General features: G+C 37.1%; 17 protein-coding genes. 16 read left to right on the forward strand and 1 reads right to left on the reverse strand.

From position 1 onward, the window contains the following. The first annotated feature begins 11 nt into the window (after positions 1 to 11). The 12 genes from KDN24_RS04540 to KDN24_RS04595 all read left to right on the forward strand — a co-directional run bounded on the left by KDN24_RS04540 (position 12) and on the right by KDN24_RS04595 (position 11,754). Positions 12 to 1,172, forward strand: coding sequence for a CpaE/TadZ family protein (locus KDN24_RS04540; protein WP_409970926.1), 1,161 nt, complete (start codon positions 12 to 14; stop codon positions 1,170 to 1,172). A gap of 25 nt (positions 1,173 to 1,197) precedes the next feature. Further along, positions 1,198 to 2,520, forward strand: coding sequence for a TadA family conjugal transfer-associated ATPase (locus KDN24_RS04545; protein ID WP_409970927.1), 1,323 nt, complete (start codon positions 1,198 to 1,200; stop codon positions 2,518 to 2,520). A 58-nt stretch (positions 2,521 to 2,578) separates the two neighbouring features. Further along, a complete protein-coding gene (locus KDN24_RS04550) occupies positions 2,579 to 3,514 on the forward strand; it encodes a type II secretion system F family protein (RefSeq protein WP_409970928.1) in 936 nt (311 codons plus the stop codon). Between the two features lie 3 nt (positions 3,515 to 3,517). After that, positions 3,518 to 4,456, forward strand: coding sequence for a type II secretion system F family protein (locus KDN24_RS04555; protein WP_409970929.1), 939 nt, complete (start codon positions 3,518 to 3,520; stop codon positions 4,454 to 4,456). Positions 4,457 to 4,611: 155 nt separating this feature from the next. Next, on the forward strand, positions 4,612 to 4,824 hold the full coding sequence (locus tag KDN24_RS04560; protein ID WP_409970930.1) for a hypothetical protein: 213 nt from the start codon (positions 4,612 to 4,614) through the stop codon (positions 4,822 to 4,824). A 35-nt stretch (positions 4,825 to 4,859) separates the two neighbouring features. Beyond that, positions 4,860 to 6,245 carry a VWA domain-containing protein gene (locus tag KDN24_RS04565; protein WP_491348322.1) on the forward strand — a complete coding sequence of 462 codons (1,386 nt, stop codon included), beginning with the start codon at positions 4,860 to 4,862 and terminating at the stop codon, positions 6,243 to 6,245. A 37-nt stretch (positions 6,246 to 6,282) separates the two neighbouring features. Next, entirely contained in the window at positions 6,283 to 6,684 is a 402-nt protein-coding gene (locus KDN24_RS04570; RefSeq protein ID WP_409970932.1) for a TadE/TadG family type IV pilus assembly protein, read from the forward strand. Next, positions 6,684 to 7,361 (forward strand): hypothetical protein, encoded by a 678-nt coding sequence (locus tag KDN24_RS04575; RefSeq protein WP_409970933.1) that lies wholly within the window; start codon positions 6,684 to 6,686, stop codon positions 7,359 to 7,361. Before KDN24_RS04570 ends, KDN24_RS04575 begins: the two co-directional genes overlap by 1 nt. A gap of 22 nt (positions 7,362 to 7,383) precedes the next feature. Beyond that, positions 7,384 to 8,634, forward strand: a complete 1,251-nt coding sequence (locus KDN24_RS04580) for a hypothetical protein (protein WP_409970934.1) — start codon at positions 7,384 to 7,386, stop codon at positions 8,632 to 8,634. A 15-nt stretch (positions 8,635 to 8,649) separates the two neighbouring features. After that, complete coding sequence (locus tag KDN24_RS04585; protein WP_409970935.1) at positions 8,650 to 9,507, forward strand: hypothetical protein; 858 nt, start codon at positions 8,650 to 8,652, stop codon at positions 9,505 to 9,507. A 15-nt stretch (positions 9,508 to 9,522) separates the two neighbouring features. Next, positions 9,523 to 10,239 carry a hypothetical protein gene (locus KDN24_RS04590; protein ID WP_409970936.1) on the forward strand — a complete coding sequence of 239 codons (717 nt, stop codon included), beginning with the start codon at positions 9,523 to 9,525 and terminating at the stop codon, positions 10,237 to 10,239. Between the two features lie 51 nt (positions 10,240 to 10,290). Then, positions 10,291 to 11,754, forward strand: coding sequence for a vWA domain-containing protein (locus KDN24_RS04595; RefSeq protein ID WP_409970937.1), 1,464 nt, complete (start codon positions 10,291 to 10,293; stop codon positions 11,752 to 11,754). A 652-nt stretch (positions 11,755 to 12,406) separates the two neighbouring features. Here KDN24_RS04595 and KDN24_RS04600 read toward each other — a convergent pair. Further along, positions 12,407 to 13,336, reverse strand: coding sequence for an MBL fold metallo-hydrolase (locus KDN24_RS04600; RefSeq protein ID WP_409970938.1), 930 nt, complete (start codon positions 13,334 to 13,336; stop codon positions 12,407 to 12,409). A 258-nt stretch (positions 13,337 to 13,594) separates the two neighbouring features. On the opposite strand from KDN24_RS04600, the gene KDN24_RS04605 reads away from it, so the two are divergent. From KDN24_RS04605 to KDN24_RS04620, 4 genes are all read left to right on the forward strand, one after another. After that, on the forward strand, positions 13,595 to 14,284 hold the full coding sequence (locus KDN24_RS04605; protein WP_409970939.1) for a response regulator transcription factor: 690 nt from the start codon (positions 13,595 to 13,597) through the stop codon (positions 14,282 to 14,284). 2 nt (positions 14,285 to 14,286) lie between these two features. Further along, on the forward strand, positions 14,287 to 15,291 hold the full coding sequence (locus KDN24_RS04610; RefSeq protein WP_409970940.1) for a sensor histidine kinase: 1,005 nt from the start codon (positions 14,287 to 14,289) through the stop codon (positions 15,289 to 15,291). 463 nt (positions 15,292 to 15,754) lie between these two features. Continuing rightward, positions 15,755 to 16,438: an ABC transporter ATP-binding protein gene (locus KDN24_RS04615; RefSeq protein WP_409970941.1), complete on the forward strand. Its 684-nt coding sequence runs from the start codon at positions 15,755 to 15,757 to the stop codon at positions 16,436 to 16,438. Next, a complete protein-coding gene (locus KDN24_RS04620; RefSeq protein ID WP_409970942.1) occupies positions 16,435 to 19,017 on the forward strand; it encodes an ABC transporter permease in 2,583 nt (860 codons plus the stop codon). Before KDN24_RS04615 ends, KDN24_RS04620 begins: the two co-directional genes overlap by 4 nt. Positions 19,018 to 19,104: the final 87 nt, after the last annotated feature.

Consider the following 19,104-nt stretch of genomic DNA (forward strand, 5'->3'; position numbering starts at 1 on the left):
GGAGGATGCTGATGAGTACTGAAATAAAAGTTTTACTCGTTGGGGAACATGAACAGTCAATAAACCATATTAGAGGCATTTTAAATAGTATGGATAAGATTGAAATTCTCTCATATTCCGATATGAAAAATGAATTGGATCGATTAGCACCAGATTTAATATTTTTAATTGAAGCAGAAAATGAGTCTCCAATCGATGCATTGGAATTTATTCTTGCAATTAACCCTTTAGCTGTAGTTGTTTTTATAGCTTTCTCTCAAGACTTCGATTTGCTAAAAAGTGTAATGAGAGCAGGCATTTCAGACTTCTTTGTTTTACCTGATGAAAATTCCATGCTTTATGGAAGATTAGACAGCATTACACAAATGGTCGTTAATCGAAAAAAGCAATTGGATGAAACAGCAGCCTCGAGTCAAACCTTCAAACGTGGAAGAGGAAAAATCTTTTCTTTTTACAGTGGAAAAGGTGGCTCAGGAAGAACACTAATTTCAAGTGCGTTTGCCCAAACATTAAAGTTCGAATCAACAGCTCAAGTCATTTTAATTGACTTGAATTTACAATATGGCGGGACAGAAACATATTTATCTATTGCCTCGAATCGCTCATTTGCGGATTTATTGCCAGTCATAAATGAATTAAATGAAAGTCATATTCGCAACGTATCTCAAATAGAAAAGCTATCTAAATTAGAAGTATTGCTTAGTCCAAGGGATGCGGAAATAGCAGAGCAATTGCCTGAAGGCTTTATCGCAAGATTATTAAGAACATGTAGAAGAAGCTATGACTTTGTGATTGTTGATTTGCCTGTAGCAATGAGTGTACATTCTTATGCGGCACTTGAAGAATCTGACAAAATTTTTTACGTATTAAATTTGGACACGCCATCGATTACGACATTGAACCAAGCCCAAGAGTTATTCCAAAGACTCGGAATTGAAACGGAAGGGAGATTAGAAATTCTCGTTAATAAAGTAGGCAGGGAAAATGAGCTGAATCCGAATGATTTAAAAAATATTTTAACGTACCCGATTGTTGCGAAACTCCCACGGGACCAAAAAGGTGTACAAGCGAAAATTAATAAGAGCGAACCTTTTAGAAAAGAGTCTAATGAAAAAAAGCTTGTTCCATTTGCTAAAGGAATAAGAAAATGGGTCATTCAAATGGTGGAATAAATCTTTAAAGGGATTGATGACGAAAATGTCATTGTTATTTGAAAGAAGGACGAAAATAAACAGAGAGCATCGAGATATAGTTGAAAATCATTATATTAATGAATTAGTTGATCATTATAAAACGCGAATTTTACGTGAAGCGAATTTAGAGAACTTAACAAGTCTTCCTCAAGGTGAGCTGCGCTTAAGAATTGAGCAATTAATCAGCCAATTTATGAGTGAAGAAAAGGTCATTATTCCGAGAATGGATAAAGATAAGCTCTTAACGAGAATCATTGATGAATCAGTTGGCTATGGTCCATTAGAACCGTTCTTGGAAGACCCGACAATTACAGAGATCTTAATAAATGGCTATAAAGAAATCTATATTGAAAAACTTGGCAAATTACAGCTAGCTCCAGCTTCTTTTAAAGATGATAACCATGTTCGACATGTTATTGATCGTATTGTTGCCCCATTAGGGAGAAGGATAGATGAAAGCTCGCCAATGGTGGACGCAAGGCTGCCAGATGGAAGCCGGGTAAATGCGGTTATTCCTCCGATTAGTTTAATTGGTCCTGTTGTTTCCATTCGGAAATTTCGGAAAGAGCCATTTCAAATGGAGGATTTGCTTCAATTTTCTTCCTTAAATGAAGACATGTCGATATTTCTAGATGCAGTTGTTCGAGCGAAAATGAATATTCTCATTTCTGGTGGGACAGGTAGTGGGAAAACAACTTTATTAAATGTGTTAGGAAACTCGATTCCTAGTGGTGAAAGAATCGTTACAATTGAAGACTCTGCTGAGCTTCGTCTTGATAAACCGAATGTCGTGGGATTAGAAGCAAGACCACCTAATGTTGAGGGAACAGGTGAAATTACAATCCGTCATCTAGTTAAAAACTCTTTACGGATGCGTCCAGATAGAATCATTGTTGGAGAGGTCCGTGGAGCTGAGGCATTCGATATGCTCCAGGCGATGAATACAGGTCACGAAGGTTCGATTACGACTGTTCACGCCAACACACCTTTTGATGCATTACGTCGTGTTGAAGGTATGGTCGTCATGGCTGGGATGGATTTGCCAACTCATATTATTAGAGAATATATCGTTGGTGCTTTAGACATTATTGTGCAAGGGGAACGTTTAACAGATGGAAAGCGAAAACTAACATCAATATGTGAGATTCATCGAGAAGATAGCGGAGAAATCGTGATTAAAGAAATATTTAAGTTTAATAGAACTGGAATGAAGAAAACGGGAGATGTCGAAGGTTATTTTATGCCAACGGGTGTCATTCCGAGATGTGTAGAAAGAATAAAAATGTTTGGAATTGAACTGCCAGACAGACTGTTTCAAACGAAGTGAGAGTTTTCTATTACATGTTGTTTTCATTTTTGCTTAATAGAGCGGATGAATGATGGGGGTGAGTACATTGGAAGTAGCAGTCATTTGTGGTCTTGCCGTATTGTTTTTCATTTGGGGTGCTTACAATTTATTAGGTTATCGAAAAGAAAAACGAGAAATCACGAAAAACTATGAAACGATGTTTAAAAGCGGCGAAGGAAGAGATAGCTTTATTTCTACGCTAGGAATTCGCTTTGATCGAACACCTTTTGCGAAAAAATATCGAAACAAATTATTACAGGCTGGTATTCATCTGCTTCCATCAGAGTTTTTTGCCATCATATTGCTTGGCTTGTTTGCCATTACTTTTATCATGAAGAATTTCTTCAAACTATCATTGCCTCTAAGTGTAGGAATTTCAATTTTAGTTTGTATTTTAGCGTATTGGCTCCTCTTTTTATTAAGACGAAACAAGTATGTGGATAAATTCAATAATCAAATTTCTGAAGTTTGCCGCCTGCTCGGAAACAGTACGAGAGCAGGATTAACGATAAGTCAAGGAATTGAAGTCGTTGCTGCTGAAGTGGGTTCACCTGCAAGAGAGGAATTTAAGGAGCTTGCCTACAATTTACGATTAGGGGTTAATTTCGAAAGTGCCTTAAAGGAAATAGAGAAAAAAGTACCGACTCGGGAAGTAAAGTTATTTGTTGCGGCCTTGTTAATTCAAAAAAAGGCTGGCGGTAATTTAACTAAAGTGCTAGAAGAAATGGCCAAAACGCTTGAGGAACGAAAAATACTTAGGCAAACGGTAAAAACAGCAACGGCTGAGCAGCGTTTTGTCTCTTATATTTTGCCGATCATGCCAGTCGTTATGATCTTAATGTTAAACACGACGATGGATAATTTCCTTCAACCGATATTGACCGTCCCAGGTTTAATTTTAAGTAGTGTCTTTATCATTGGAATGGTCATTGCATTTATTCTCGTGAAAGCTATTACGAATATTAAGGTGTAGACGATGGATGGAATTATATTAATCTCAATTATATTATTTTGGGTCTTTCTACTATTAAGCTTTATAAATATTTACAGCTACACGAAGGAAAAAGCAGCATTAAATATACATCTTAATGAGCTCATTGTGACAACACAATATGTGAAGTCAAAGCGGAAATCGTTAGATGAGCGCATAATACGGTATTTAATAAAGTATGCAAATGATTTTTCTACCTTAGGGGAAAGAATTAATTTCTATAGCGAAACGGATGATATTGAAGTATTGCTTCAAAAATCGGGGAATCCGTATCGTTTAACGACTTCTGAGTTTCAAGGAATGAAGATTGTCGGAGTTATTATTGGCTTTGGAATGGGCGTAATCTTTTTCTTCCTAGGATTGCCGTTGGCAAATGTTTCAGTCATAGCATTACCGATAATCGGGTTTTTAGCACCTATATATCTATTAAAACGAACAGCAAGAAATAGACAAAGTTTATTGCGAAGGGATTTGCCCGATTTCCTCGATACGATGAGCATAAGCTTGCAGGCGGGCTCAGGATTGGACCATTCAATAAAGGAAATTATCCATTACTATCCAGGCCCGATTGAGGAAGAATTTTCACGCTTATTATCAGAAATTGATTTAGGGATGCCGAGAGAAATTGCCTATCAGCAGCTCATAAATCGTAATGATAATGAAGATTTCCAATACTTTATTAAGGCCCTTGTTCAAGCGACAAGATTAGGTGTACCGATTTCACGAACTTTCAAGGAGCAAGCAGATGAAATTCGGGCGATCACATTAGAGCAAGTGAAGGAAAAGGCTGCTAAGGCGTCTCCAAAGGTGACACTCGTTATTACGTTTATCCTTGCCCCGTTAATTATGTTAATGGTTCTAGGGCTTGTCATTCTTAATATGATTTATGGCGAAAACAGCATCATAAATTTATTCAATCAATAATTGTCAGTACAACTAGACATTCATCTAACTTTTATAGCGGTTTTTGAAAGGGGTGATTGCCTATATGCCAAGGAAACCTATGTGACAAATAAATGTTATAACGTATCAAATAGCTTTTAGAATAATACGATTAAAAATATTGGAGGTAATAAAGAATGAAAGCAAGATTCAATACGATGGTAGGAAAATTTAAGGGGCTTTTAACGAATGAAAGAGGAGCGACAACATTAGAGTGGGTAGGACTTGCATTTGTGATTTTAATGCTGATGTTTGCAGTATCAGAAGCTATGTCAAATAATGGGGATGGCTTAGCGCAATCGATCGCAGGTAAAATTGCTGAACTAGTAGGAAGAGTTGGCTCAAATTAATTTGAATCCATAAACTAGGAAGGTTTGATTATGTTATGAAAATGCATCAAAGACTATTCGGAATTATGCTTATTTTTCTTCTCTTAGTTAGTTGTTCACAAAAAAAAGAGCAGGCTAATCAGCCTGCTCCTTCTGAAAAAAGTGAACAAACCACTGTGAGTGAGCAAGCAGAAGACAAGGGGAATGAAGAAAAGGTGGAGGTACAGGATGAGCAAGATCCTTTAAAGGCGCTTGCTTCAACACCTTTACCACAAACACTGGAGGAGATTGTCCAATATCCTGTCGGTAAATTTTCTTCCATGAATGAACCAGGAGTAGATGAAGCGTTAAATAAAGTACCTAAGCTTCCTGAGAGTATAAGTGAGGAGGATGAGGAGACATTATTAGCTTATTTATATTCTTTAATTAAGAAGGAATATAAAATGCCTGAACAAGCTTTCGCAGGTATTAATTCTATCGACGGTTCTAATCCTGATAAAACGGAGGAGAAAGAAACGTTCAATGTTGAAATCATTCTCGATGCGAGCGGAAGTATGGGGAAGAAAATTGGACAGAAAACGATGATGGAAATTGCGAAGGAAGCGATTAAGAAGTTTGCAGCTGACCTTCCAGAAGAGGCAAATGTCGGATTGCGTGTTTATGGACATAAAGGGAGCGGCTCAAATGCTGATAAAGCCATTTCCTGTGCCTCGAATGAATTAGTTTATCCGATTCAGCCGTACAATGAAGCGAATTTATCAGCGGCACTTGCAAAATTTAATCCAGCAGGATGGACTCCGTTAGCGCAAGCAATTATTGAAGCAGAGCAAGATTTAGCACCATATAAAGGGGAGCATCATCGCAATATTATTTATTTAGTAAGTGATGGAATTGAAACTTGTGGCGGGAATCCAGTAGCAGCTGCCAAAAGCTTAAAAGATTCAGAGATTTCCCCCATTGTTAATATTATTGGTTTTGCCGTGAGTGGAAAGGATCAGCAACAACTAAAAGATGTTGCCGCAGCGGCAGGTGGGACGTATGTGGATGTTCGCAATCTTGAACAGATGAACGAGCAATTTAAAAAAACAGTTGAGGAATTTAGTAAATGGATTGGCTGGAAGATCGAGGAAGAAAAATCAGTCATTCAAGAAAGAAATGAGCAGTTTTCCATTGCACACCAATCCATAATGAACTGGGGAGCAGATTTACGCCAAGAGCAGTATTTAATTCAAGGTGCCCTCATAAAGCTACAATCTGAAGGTAAAATCACAAATAAACAATTGAATCAAATTTATGATCGAACGACGAAATATTACCGTGAGCGGCATGATCAAGTAAATGAGTTAAACAAGGAATTAAGGGAAATACGAGAAGGAAATTTTGACGAAAAGCTAAAGAAAATTAGAGAAATGTACAAAGGAAAGTCTACAGATACAGATTAACTAAGAGAGGTAGATGGCGAAAGGGGGATTAATAAGAATGTTAAAAAGGTGGGTAAAAAATGAACGCGGGTCAGCCACAATTGAGTTTCTTTCAATGATTCCCCTTATTTTACTCGTGATGATGATTTTTTGGCAGTTTCTTGTGGCTGGCTATGCCGTGATCATTACGCAATCTGCCGCAAATGAAGCGGCAAAAATTTATTCAGTGACCGAGAGCAAAGAGCAAGCAACAGAAGCTGCCAATAAGATTGTTAGTACTTCGGGTGATAACTTAAAGCTACGTACGGATTATGAAATTATCAATCGCAGCTCTGGCAGCAGGGATTTTACAGCAACTGTAACAGTAGATATGAGGTTACAGTTTTTACCGAAGAAAATTCTCGGTGTCCTTCCACCAATTACATTCAATAAGGAAATTAGTGGAAAGGTGTTGAAGTAGTGGACAAGCATATTCGTAACGAAAGAGGCAATACGACCATCTTCATCATGGGAGCACTTGGAATTATGGCATTAATGTTCACCATTATTGGAAGCTTTGCAAACATATTTATTACGAAGGAGAGAGCATCGAATAATGCTGAACAGGCAAGTATTGTTGCAACAGGAGAAATTCTATTAGGGCTGGAAAATGCAATCGCAGCCTATGACAAATATCAATTTGACTATTATTCTTCAACAAATAATCTTGGAGAATATTATCTTGATTCAATTTTAAAAAAACTAGGTGATGCTAAGTCTGCTCTTTCAGGGCAAGGCTATTCACAAATTGAGATCGATCATCTAGCTAGTAATGCGGTCATAAAATCGAATTTACCAGGACTTCATAGTAATTTAAAAATGAATGTAGATATTGAACTGAACAGTGCAATTGGCAGAATTCACTCTGCTGTTGAAAATAATATTAGAGAAAATAAAGGGGAGCTTTCAGGGACCATTGTAAATATATTTAATAAGAATAAAAGAGTTGAAGTACAAACATCCACAAATTATAAAGCATTAAAATATGACCATCTTTATCCAGATGATAAACGAAAGCTGAAGCAAAAGGGAGAAGGATTGAAATTCGATTTTCTTGACAGCTATGGTTCTTTCAGCAGGCAAATTCACTTCCCTTAATTAGAATGAAAGGACCGAAAAAATGAATAGATGTTTGCGAGTTTTATTTGCGTCGATTGCTATTTTTGCGCTATTATTTGTTAATTTTGGCTCATATACAATTCAAGCATTTGCGAACGGAAGTGGCTCGTCTGGAGGCTCTGCACCGAAATGGGAAAAGCCAGTATGGGAAAAGCCTCAGTGGGAGAGGCCGAAGTTAGAAAAACCTCAATGGGATAAAACAGATTGGGAGAAGCCTAATTGGGATAGACCAGAATGGGAACAACCAAATTGGGAAAGGCCAGACTGGGAGCAACCAAATTGGGAACAGCCGGAGTGGGAGCAACCAAATTGGGAACAACCAGACTGGGAGCAACAAGATTGGCAGCAGCCAGATTGGAATGATCCGAGCGGGAATCATGACCCAAATATAAATGGCAGCCAAAATCCAAGCAACCCGACAAATCCATCACAGAACGGAACGAATGATCCAACAAATCAAGGTAATAATAGCCCGAATCAACAGCCAGGCGGGACAACAGATAACGGGGCTAATGATGATCCTTTTATAAACTGGAAACTTCCCTCATTTGAGGATGGCAGCAAGCATTTCTATAAGGATTTTATAGTCAAACCTGTTGAATTGCTAATGAAAGATTTAGACGGTACTCTTACCGATAAAGATATCGATAAATCAATAAAAAATTTATATAAAAATGGGTTTAAGCTTTTTACAAAGGATGACCCAACGATTAGTGGATTATTTGATGCCTATGATTTTGGAAAGAAAACGAAGGAATACTTTGATAAGGCTAAAACCTTTGAAACGTATAAAAAAATTAATGACTTAAAAAAAGCTGGAAACATTGCTGACGCAGCAAGAGAGTTGGAAAACTTAAGACAGGCTGGGAAGGCTTTTTCAACTGGAAATGCAGTCGTTTCGGCACTGACAATGCCGTTGACCATAATGGATACAGTTAATAATGTTGATAAGTTTAAAAATGCAACTACCTCGGAGGCAAAAGAAGATGCGGCGTGGGGACTTGTAGATAATGCGGGCAGCTTTTTAACAGGAGCAGCACCATTTGTTGCTATGATCCCGGGCGGACAGCCAATTGCTGCTGGAATGGTCGTTGTAGGAGTAGCTCTTAGTGGGATCGCTTTAGGTCGGAAGTTATGGAAAAACCGCGAAAAAATTTGGACTGATGTAAAACAAAAAACGAAAAAAGTCGTTGATACAGTTGTGAATACAGGGAAAAAAGTTGGAAAATGGTTTAAATCGATATTTGGCTAAAGGATGGGTTCAACAATGATCAATACAAAACCAACTCCAAAACATTTAGAAACGATACAAGAGTATAAAAAAATGTTTGAAAAATGGGACATGTGGGACTTCGCTTATTTTGACGGCAGTGAATATTATTTCCTCACTCTTTATAACCAGCCAATTCGAGGAATAACTGGATATCTCATTCTGAATCAGGCTGGTTTTGCCATTCCATTTTCCGAAGCCAAGCATCCAGCCTATTGCTTAATTAGTTATAACACCCTTGTCCATTTTGCGATATCTAATATTTTGCCACAAATACATAAGGAAATGGCTCCATATAAGCAGTTTGTTTCCTTATTACAAAAGCACCGGGCAGTAATACTGGCTGAATCACCCAATATGGGGGACTCTATTCATAAAATGATTACTTACACAGAGGATGCTTTACAGAATAGTGATAAATTAAATGAGATTATTCGTTCACTTTCTTATTATCAAGATAAAATTACAAAAGAAGTTGGGTTTTTCGATGACACCCTCCTAGCAAAGATGCAGGAGGAGGGTGCCAAGTATAATGAGATCATGTACGTGTATGGATTGAGGGAACGGGAAATGATGCCAGACTATCAGCAGCTCATTGATTTCATCCATTCAAACGCCTCTTCTCGTATACCGCGAATGGATAAATGGAAGTTGCTTCACTTAATAAAGGCAGCCATGCAATCAAATAAAGGTGCACTTGAAAAGTCACTTGCAGGATTTGAGCAAGATGAGAATGGCAATCGTGTAACGTTTGATTTAAATAATATAAGGGAATCACTTCAAAAGCAAAGAACGGCAGACGGTGTAGTGGCATTTAATAAAAAAAGCATTCCACTTATTCGGAATCAAAGATAATGGCGGGGATTACTGATGAAGAAAATTTTAGCTAACTCTCTTTATTTATACTCTAGCAAATTTTTACCGCTTATTTGCTTGTCATTATTAACGTTTGTGCCCTTATTATTATTGCATACAATTATCGTAAACTATATTTATCAAATATCAGCATTTATGGAATATCCAGGTGTCGTCGGGGATGCGGCCAATGGTATTTTTATGCTCATCTTTTTAATAATAGCTCAAGTGCCTTTTATTAAATTCACGATGCTTTATCATGAGGATGAAGACTCCTTATTTCGCAAATCATTAAGTTTCTTGCTTGATAAAATGATGTCCATTTATATATTTGCATGTCTATATGCAATTATCGTCTTTATTGGGGGTTTATTGTTTGTCATACCTGGCATTATCGCTTTATTACTATTCTATTATGTCCCCTATTTCATTGCAGATGGAGTAAATAAATATCGAACGGCGATAAGGAAGTCCGTCGAGATGATTAAGAAAAATGCAATGATTACAATTATGACGATTATTGCATTAACTTTGATTCAATTGTTTTTCGAAAATGTTCTTTTACTATTTATCTCACTCTATACTGATTCATATTTTGTGTTTTTAATAACAAAAATCATTCTGCAAATGCTGTTTTTGCCTTTACAAATTATTATTGTTACGAATGTTTTTATTCATATAAAAATGGCAGCAATTCATGAAGTTCAGCCTCGTATGGACTTTAAATATTGAGTTTAATTTAAAAAAATGCCGAGAAAAATTAGTAGAGGAGCTTGTTGTTTTATGTTCAAACTAACGTTTAATCGAAATACAAAAATAATACTCCTGCTTATTGCTGTTATCTCGGTTTTATTTTTAATGATAAATGGAACGAAAAATGCTGCGAAGGAAGCTCCTAAGGCGAATGCCATCGTTGAAGATGAAGCTGTCATGAGTGAGCAGGAGCGTGCTGATGAGCTTCGGATGAAACAATTAAATGTTGAGGAAATTATGGCAAACCTGCCTTCGACCTTGGAAAAGGTTGACCAAATCGTGAAATATCCAGTTGGCCCGTATTCAGGACGAAGCTATCAAGAGCTGACAGATGCTGAAAGAACGGAAATATTGCAGCAGTTTGAACAGCTGTCACAAATTGATGAAGCAAGCTTAAAGGGTCGATTGGAGTTAAGCAAGGAGTTAGAAGCGTATTGGAGACTTTCCTATTCATTGTTTCATGAAAACTATCCTGGACCAGATGAAATTTTAAAAGAATTAAATACGGTTTTATTTGGACGACCAGATCATGATGACGACCGGTACCGTTTTAAGGAGCATTTAAATGTTGAAATTATTCTAGATTCAAGTGGAAGTATGGCGAAGAAAATTGATGGGAAATCCATGATGGATATGGCAAAGGATGCAATTCGTGAATTTACTTCTGAGCTTCCAAAAAATGCAAAGGTTGCCCTCCGTGTATATGGTCATAAAGGGGGTGGCTCTGAAAGTGATAAAGCAATATCGTGTGCAAGCAATGAGCTTGTTTATGATTTGACAAAATACCGGCCAGCAAAATTGAATTCATCCCTCCGCAAGTTTAAGCCATCTGGTTGGACCCCGCTTGCAAAGGCAATTGAAGAAGCTCAAAAGGATTTAGCGCCGTATGACGGGAAAACACATACGAATATTATTTATCTCGTCAGTGATGGAATTGAAACATGTGGAGGCGACCCTGTTAAAGCAGCAAGTGAAATTGCCCATTCGGAAATAACCCCAATCATCAATATTATTGGATTTAATGTCGACAGTGAAGGGCAAAGACAGCTTAGGCAAATTGCTGATGCTGCTAAGGGAACCTATACAACAGTATTAAATCAGCAAGGCTTATCAGATGAATTCGACCGTTCGAAGGAAATCGCCAAGAGATGGGAGGAATGGGTCAATAGTGCCGTGGAGGAACTAGATGTTGAAAATGACCAGCAATGGGATAATATTTTCAATGCGGCAAATACATGGCTCGAAAAAAATAAGATGCAGCGGGAAAACATTATCGCTGTTATAGATGATTTACATAAAAGTGATCAAATCAGTGAACAAGCTGCAGATTTTCTTAAAAGAAAGGCCAATGATCAATCAAGAAAAATATTAAAACTAAGTACGGATTTAAGAGATGGACTTTGGGTTCTCAAAGACAAACAATATGTTGAAGTGAAGGAAGAAATCGAGAAATTATTTGATGAAAATGTAACGAAAATAAATAAGAAAAGGTGATCCTTGCCAGTTATTAAACCTTTCGTAAATCATGATGATACAAACCTTGGTTGGCGGAGTACCGCTCAAGGTTTTTTTGCTGATCAAGTTTCGATTACTGTTACAGTAGTGACTTTAGATTGTATTTTCTCTAATTATATGTAGGGATGTTGCTGAGAGTTATAAAATGAAGTCCGAGTTTCGTAGTAAACGGACAAAGTATAGTCTCAAAACCTTCGAGTGAGACCAAATATAGCAAAAAAACCACTTAATATGGTCTCAAAGCCCCCGAATGAGACCATGCAAAGCAGAAAAACCACTTAGTATGGTCTCAAAGCCTTCGAATGAGACCACGCTCCGCAGAAAAACCACTTAATATGGTCTCAAAGCTCTCGAATGAGACCATGCAAAGCAGAAAAACCACTTAATATGGTCTCAAAGCCCCCGAATGAGACCACGCTCCGCAGAAAAACCACTTAGTATGGTCTCAAAGCCCCCGAATGAGACCATGCAAAGCAAAAAAACCACTTAATATGGTCTCAAAGCCCTCGAATGAGACCACGCTCCACAAAAATCCAATCGAACATGGTCTCAAACCGAATATTTAAGCACTTCCCAAGACTATCAATATAAAAATTAGTTGAAGAAACCTTGCTCGTGAATAAACAAAGAGTTATTTTCCTAACCTAATCGTTTCACCTAATTTCAAAATCTTTAGCTTTTCCTGCTCAATATTTGCTCGTTCCCAGCTTTCATTTAGTCGGTCTAATGCTTCCCTAGGGGTATCATCTGCCAACCGAAAAGCATCATAATGCATAGGGATAAAGTAATTTGCACCTAATTCTAGGTGAATTTTTACCGCTTCCTCTGGTGTAATATGTTGGTTGTTCATAAACCATTCGGGCTCATAGGAACCAATCGGCATCATGACATAGTCAATGCTGAATTTGTTAGCAATCTCATTAAATTCGTCGTGATAGCCAGTGTCACCGACGAAGTAGAGTGTTTTTTCACAGCCTTCCAACATCCAACCGCCCCAAAGTGATTGATTTAAATCAGTTAAGGTTCTTCTCGTCCAGTGTCGAGAAGGGATAAAGGTAAACTTGATTCCTTCATAGTCGATGCTTTCCCACCATGATAACTCTTCTACTCTTGAAAATCCTTTTTTCTCAAATTGTTTTTTCAGCCCTTTTGGGACGAAATAAACTGGATGGCCTGGTAGTTTTTTTATGGAAGGGTAGTGTAAATGGTCGAAATGGCTATGGGATATAAGCACGACATCAATTTCAGGCAGTTCAGAGAGCTGTAAGCCAGGTTCTGATAATCTTCGTTCAAACCCCATTTGCATGGCCCATACTGGATCTGTCATGATATTTATGCCACCGAGCTGAATTAAAAAAGTCACATGTCCATTCCAAGTAATGGATGCTTCTGTGCGATTTTCCTGGAGAAAAGTGTAATCCACTTGTTCAATATGAGGAACGGAAAAACTAAAATCCTTCTTTTTAAAAAAGCGTTCATATCTCCATTTAAAAATATCTCGAAACCGAGGATTTTCAACAGCAATAAATTTTTTCTTCTTTTCTGTAGAAATGATAATCACCTCTAAATCAACAAAAATAGTTCAATCTCGTTTTAACTCAGCTTGTTTCGTTACTTTCACGATAAATAATTAAATATGCTTCGTTGTATTTTCTACGATACACAAGAAATTTAGTTTGGTAAAGAAATTGAACAGAGCAAAACATTTTTTGTGTTTGCACCTGAATGAATCCACTTTCTTATAACTTTGACGAATAGGATTCAATTCAAATATGATGGAAGCAAATGTTCATGAAAAAAAGATGTTAGGGTGTTTTTGATGAAAATTTTATTAGTAGAAGATGATAAAACGATTGCCTCTGGATTGGAATATTCCTTACAGCAGGACGGTTTTGAGACAATTATTTGTTTCAATGCAGAATCGGCAAAAAAGGTTATTTCTGAGCAATTAGGCGTCATTGATTTATGTTTATTTGACTTGTCCTTGCCTGATGGCAGTGGTTATGATTTATGTCGATTAGTTAAACAGCAAAGTGATAAGCCGGTTATTTTTCTTACTGCTTTAGATGATGAAGTCAATGTTGTAATGGGCCTTGATATGGGAGCAGATGATTATATTACGAAACCGTTCCGAATTCGGGAGCTGTTTTCACGAATTAAGTCTGTATTACGTCGCTACCATAAGCAATCGCACACACAAACGAAAACAATGATTGAAATTGAAAATATTCGTATTAATCCATTGGAAGGCAAAGTTTATAAAAATGGGGAGGAAGTGCTCGTAACCGCATTGGAATATCGGCTATTATTAATTTTTGCTAATCATATCGGACAAGTTTTAACGCGAAATCAGCTGCTCGAGCGGATTTGGGATGTAGCCGGAGACTTTGTCAATGACAATACGCTCACTGTTTACATCAAACGATTACGGGAAAAGTTAGAGGAAAATCCACAGCAGCCGACAATTATAAAAACAGTACGCGGTATGGGTTATAAGGTTGGTGACTAAGTATGCTGCGCAATCGTGAAATTCAATTGCTTGTCTTGATTCTAGGAATCATTTGTTTAGTCGCTACTGGCTTAGCAAATATTCTCCTATCATCACAAGCGGCTTTGTTCGTTTTTATCACTTTGATTGTGTTTATTAGCTGCACGTTAATATTTACAAGATGGCGTTATCAAGAGATGGCAAAGCTTTCTGGCTATTTGCGCCGTATTAGTAGCGGAGACTATATGCTTGATGTTCGTGATAATTATGAAGGCGAGCTAAGTATTTTAAAAAGTAATATTTATAAAGTAACTATCATGCTTTCAGAGAAGAGCAATTTATTGCAGCAAGAAAAAATAAGATTAACCGATGCGATTTCTGACATTTCACATCAGCTCAAAACACCACTTACCTCAATGATGGTGATGACTGATTTATTATCTGACCCGAAGCTTAATCCGACAAAGCGAGCAGAGTTTACCCATAATGTAGGTGTGCAATTAGAAAGAATGGAATGGCTTGTTTCCTCACTATTAAAACTATCGAAAATTGATGCAGGAACTGTAGTCTTTAAGAAGGACAAGATTCCCGTTCATAAATTGATTGAGAAGACTGTAGAGCCGATGTTAATTCCAATGGATATTAATGAGCAAACACTTAAAGTGAGTGGAGACCATCATGCTGCATTTGTTGGTGATCTTAATTGGACGACTGAAGCAATGATTAATCTCCTAAAAAATAGTGTGGAGCATACTGGAAATGGTGGAGAGATTACAATTTCTTTTCATGAAAATGCTTTATTTACTGAAATAATAATTAGAGATAACGGAAAAGGCATTCCGAAGGAAGATCTCCCCTATATTTTTAAGCGGTTTTATAAAGGGAAAAATGCAGATGAAGACAGTGTCGGAATCGGTCTAGCAATGGCGTATAGTATTATAAAAAATCAACATGGTGATATTGAAGTGGTGAGCGAATTAGGAAAGGGTACACAGTTTACGATAAAATTTTACAAACAAATCATCTAGACTTTGCTTTCTTCAATTTCCATTTATCTTTATATGAAAAACAAAATTGTCGTTGGTTTTATTGAACAAGCCTCGACGTGAACGAAGTAGTCGCCAAGCGTAGAGAAATAAAGCCGACGACATTTTCATACTGGATTGATAGTGAAAATTTCAATGATAGCTTTATCCCACTCTTAACTGGCAGTAAGACTCCCACTTCATAGATGCGAGGAACAAAGCAGCTTAGGTGGGAGATCTACTGCCAGTAAAGGTCCGATTGGTTCAACTAACAATCAGTAGGGGATGAAGGCAGACTAAATGCGCGACGTCCTGTCGCAATGCCTGCACTAGCACATCCTGTGCGTCGGAAAACCCCCACTGATTGAAGTTTCACTTTATGACTAAACTGTCACTTTAAAGTCACTTAATAGTCATTTTAGGCAGATATACTAAAAACCAACATGAATGCTATGGAGGTATAACAATGAATATTTTACAAATAGAAAATCTGTCTAAAGTTTATGGTAAGGGAGAAACGGCAGTGAAGGCGCTTGATAATGTTTCTTTCTCCGTTAAAAAAGGAGAATTCTGTGTCATTATCGGGCCTTCTGGTTCAGGGAAATCGACTTTATTGCATTTATTAGGTGGCGTTGATCGGCCGACGAGCGGGAAAGTTCTTGTTGATAATACTGATATTTATCAGCTCAATGAAACACAGCTTGCTATTTTTAGAAGAAGACAAATTGGTTTAATTTATCAGTTTTATAACCTTATTCCGATTCTAACGGTTGAAGAGAATATTACATTACCTGTGCTGCTGGATGGTCATAAGGTCGAACAAAAGCAATTTCAAGATATCGTTTCCATTCTAGGATTAAGTAATCGGTTATCTCATTTACCGAATCAGCTTTCTGGCGGTCAACAGCAGCGGGTTTCGATTGGCAGAGCTTTAATTAGCAATCCAGCAATCATGTTGGCTGATGAACCGACAGGAAATTTAGATAGCAAGAATAGCGGCGAGATTATGGAATTGCTGAAAATGTTCAACAAAACATACAATCAAACACTTATTGTTATTACCCATGACGAACGGATTGCTATGCAGGCGGATCGCGTCATTTCAATGGAAGATGGAAGGATTGCCAAGGATGAGGTGATTCGTCCATGAATATTATTAACAGACTGACATTACGTCATTTAAAGGAAAATAAAAGAAGGACACTTGTAACCATTGTTGGCGTTATTATTTCAGTCGCCATGATCACAGCGGTTGCCACACTCGGTGTATCTTTTATGGATTTAATGAAAAGACAAACAATTGCCGAGAATGGTGAGTGGCATGTTCAATATACGAATGTTAACGATGATCAGCTTACAGAAATTGAAAAGGATGAAGCAACGAAAAGACTCATCATTTCAGATGAGCTTGGCTATGCAACACTACAAGGTTCACAAATTAAAAGTAAGCCGTATTTGTTTATACAAAGTTTTAATGAGGTAGGATTGAATGAATTTCCGATTGAATTAAGTAAAGGACGTCTTCCACAAGCTGAAAACGAGATTATTATTTCCGAAGAGATTGCAGCTAATGCGAAAGTAAACTACAAAATTGGTGATCAAATAACAGTTGATATCGGTGACAGACATGCTGAGGGAGAAGAAACCCCACTATCACAAAATGATCCACTGCAAATGTCTGAGGAAGATGTGAGTGAAATACTGTCAACTAATCGGTCAGAAACGTTTACAGTTGTAGGGACAATTAAGCGACCAAATTGGGAGCCCGCTTGGTCGCCTGGGTATACAGTTATTACTTATGTTGATCAAAGCTTGCTGAAAGAAACGGATACGGTCGATGCAATTGTTGTTCTAAATAAAGTGAATTATTCTCTTTATAAGCACGCAGAAAAACTTGCTCAGAAAAATAATATTGAAAAAGTCTTTTATAATAGTGAATTACTTCGTTACTATGGATTAACGAATAATGATAATTTTAAATCGACGCTCTTCTCCTTAACAGCCATTATTATGTTAGTCATTATTATCGGGTCTGTATCTTTAATTTATAACGCCTTTTCGATTAGCGTCTCTGAACGATCCAGACATTTAGGGATGCTTTCTAGTGTAGGAGCCACGAAAAAACAAAAGCAAAATTCGGTATTTTTTGAAGGTGCCGTGATTGGTGCGGTTAGTATCCCGATCGGTATTATCGCTGGTCTTGCAGGAATTGCCATTACATTTATGTTTATTAATTCCATTATTTCAGGTGCGCTAAATGTGTCAGAGAAGCTTGAAGTTGTTATTACACCAATATCACTCATAGCAGCATGTGCCGTCTCGATCATTACGATATTTATTTCCGTGTACAGTCCAGCACGAAAGGCTTCCAAAATCTCGGCCATCGATGCCATTCGGCAAACACAAGATGTTAAATTGTCTGGAAAAATAGTAAAAACATCAAAGCTCATCCGGAAAATATTCGGGATGGAAGCAGATATCGGTCTGAAAAACTTGAAAAGAAATAAAAGAAGATATAAGGCTACTGTCTTTTCACTTGTCATTAGCATAATCCTCTTCTTATCTGTGTCGTTTTTTACAGGAAATTTAAAAAAATCAATCGAATTAACACAAGATGGGTTTAACTTTGATATACAAGTATCTAATTTTAGTGGAAATACAGCAGAGCTAGAGCCGCTAAAGAACCTTGAATATGTGACGAAATCAAGTATGATCGAGCAAATACACTTTTATTCATGGATTAACAAGGAAGCTCTTCCCGACATACTGAAAGAACAAGTGAATATAGATAAGCAGCTCCTTCAGGATGGAAAATATAACTACATTGTAAATGTGTATGCATTGGATGAAGAAAACTTTAAATCATACGCAAAAGAGGTAGGGGCAAATCTTCAAAAGCTTCAAAACCCAAATAGCTTATCTGCCATCATCATTAATAAGCTTACCTATGAAGATAAAAATATAGGCAAAGTTGTTGAAACAAAATCAGTCCATATGAAACCTGGAGAAAAAATTGAATTATATGATACGTATGATGAAATCGGAAATCAAAAGTATTTAAATGAAGTGGAGATTGACACAATAACGGATCAATTTCCAATGGGGGTTCGCCCTGCTGAAATCGGCGGAATCAATATCATTGTCTCTAAAAATACTCTGGATCAATTAGTTAATGAAGAGATGGATTATGGGGTTGGAGCATATTTGTACTTGAATAGTTCTGATCCAATGGCAACGCAAAAGGCCATTGAAGAAGTGAAGGATGCAAAGGTAAGTGTGTTTAACGTATACCAAATGAGAGAACAAGATGAACAGACAATTATGCTTATGTCAGTATTTACGTACGGATTTATTGTCTTGATTTCATTAATATCCATTGCGAATATATTCAACACGATCTCCACAAGTATTTCTTTGCGTAAGCGTGAATTTGCCATGTTAAGATCGGTTGGCATGACACCAAAGGGCTTCAATAAAATGATTAATTACGAAAGTGCTTTTTACGGAATAAAGGCTTTGTTATACGGACTGCCAATTAGTATCGTAACCATGTATTTTATTTACTTTTCACTGCGAAACAGCTTTGAATATGGATTTGCACTTCCTTGGCTGAGCATCCTTTATGTCATTGCGGCAATTTTTATCATCGTCAGCTTAGCGATGCTGTATTCAATTAAAAAGATTAAAAAAGAAAACATAATAGACGGATTGAAACAAGAAAATATTTAAAGCATTTTGCCAAGATGAATTAAATAGTAAGATTCTGTTCAAAAAAACCATTCTGATTTTCAGGATGGTTTTTTTATGGTGCCTTTA

The organism is Cytobacillus sp. Bva_UNVM-123, from assembly GCF_046351715.2.
GTDB lineage: Bacteria > Bacillota > Bacilli > Bacillales > Cytobacillaceae > Cytobacillus.

Bases quoted from the DNA above. Each gene is read 5' to 3' on its own strand.
- KDN24_RS04545 (WP_409970927.1), top strand. From the start codon at position 1,198: ATGTCATTGTTATTTGAAAGAAGGACGAAAATAAACAGAGAGCATCGA.
- KDN24_RS04580 (WP_409970934.1), top strand. From the start codon at position 7,384: ATGAATAGATGTTTGCGAGTTTTATTTGCGTCGATTGCTATTTTTGCG.
- KDN24_RS04595 (WP_409970937.1), top strand. From the start codon at position 10,291: ATGTTCAAACTAACGTTTAATCGAAATACAAAAATAATACTCCTGCTT.
- KDN24_RS04615 (WP_409970941.1), top strand. From the start codon at position 15,755: ATGAATATTTTACAAATAGAAAATCTGTCTAAAGTTTATGGTAAGGGA.
- KDN24_RS04555 (WP_409970929.1), top strand. From the start codon at position 3,518: ATGGATGGAATTATATTAATCTCAATTATATTATTTTGGGTCTTTCTA.
- KDN24_RS04540 (WP_409970926.1), top strand. From the start codon at position 12: ATGAGTACTGAAATAAAAGTTTTACTCGTTGGGGAACATGAACAGTCA.
- KDN24_RS04610 (WP_409970940.1), top strand. From the start codon at position 14,287: ATGCTGCGCAATCGTGAAATTCAATTGCTTGTCTTGATTCTAGGAATC.
- KDN24_RS04585 (WP_409970935.1), top strand. From the start codon at position 8,650: ATGATCAATACAAAACCAACTCCAAAACATTTAGAAACGATACAAGAG.
- KDN24_RS04605 (WP_409970939.1), top strand. From the start codon at position 13,595: ATGAAAATTTTATTAGTAGAAGATGATAAAACGATTGCCTCTGGATTG.
- KDN24_RS04620 (WP_409970942.1), top strand. From the start codon at position 16,435: ATGAATATTATTAACAGACTGACATTACGTCATTTAAAGGAAAATAAA.
- KDN24_RS04590 (WP_409970936.1), top strand. From the start codon at position 9,523: ATGAAGAAAATTTTAGCTAACTCTCTTTATTTATACTCTAGCAAATTT.
- KDN24_RS04570 (WP_409970932.1), top strand. From the start codon at position 6,283: ATGTTAAAAAGGTGGGTAAAAAATGAACGCGGGTCAGCCACAATTGAG.
- KDN24_RS04565 (WP_491348322.1), top strand. From the start codon at position 4,860: ATGAAAATGCATCAAAGACTATTCGGAATTATGCTTATTTTTCTTCTC.
- KDN24_RS04560 (WP_409970930.1), top strand. From the start codon at position 4,612: ATGAAAGCAAGATTCAATACGATGGTAGGAAAATTTAAGGGGCTTTTA.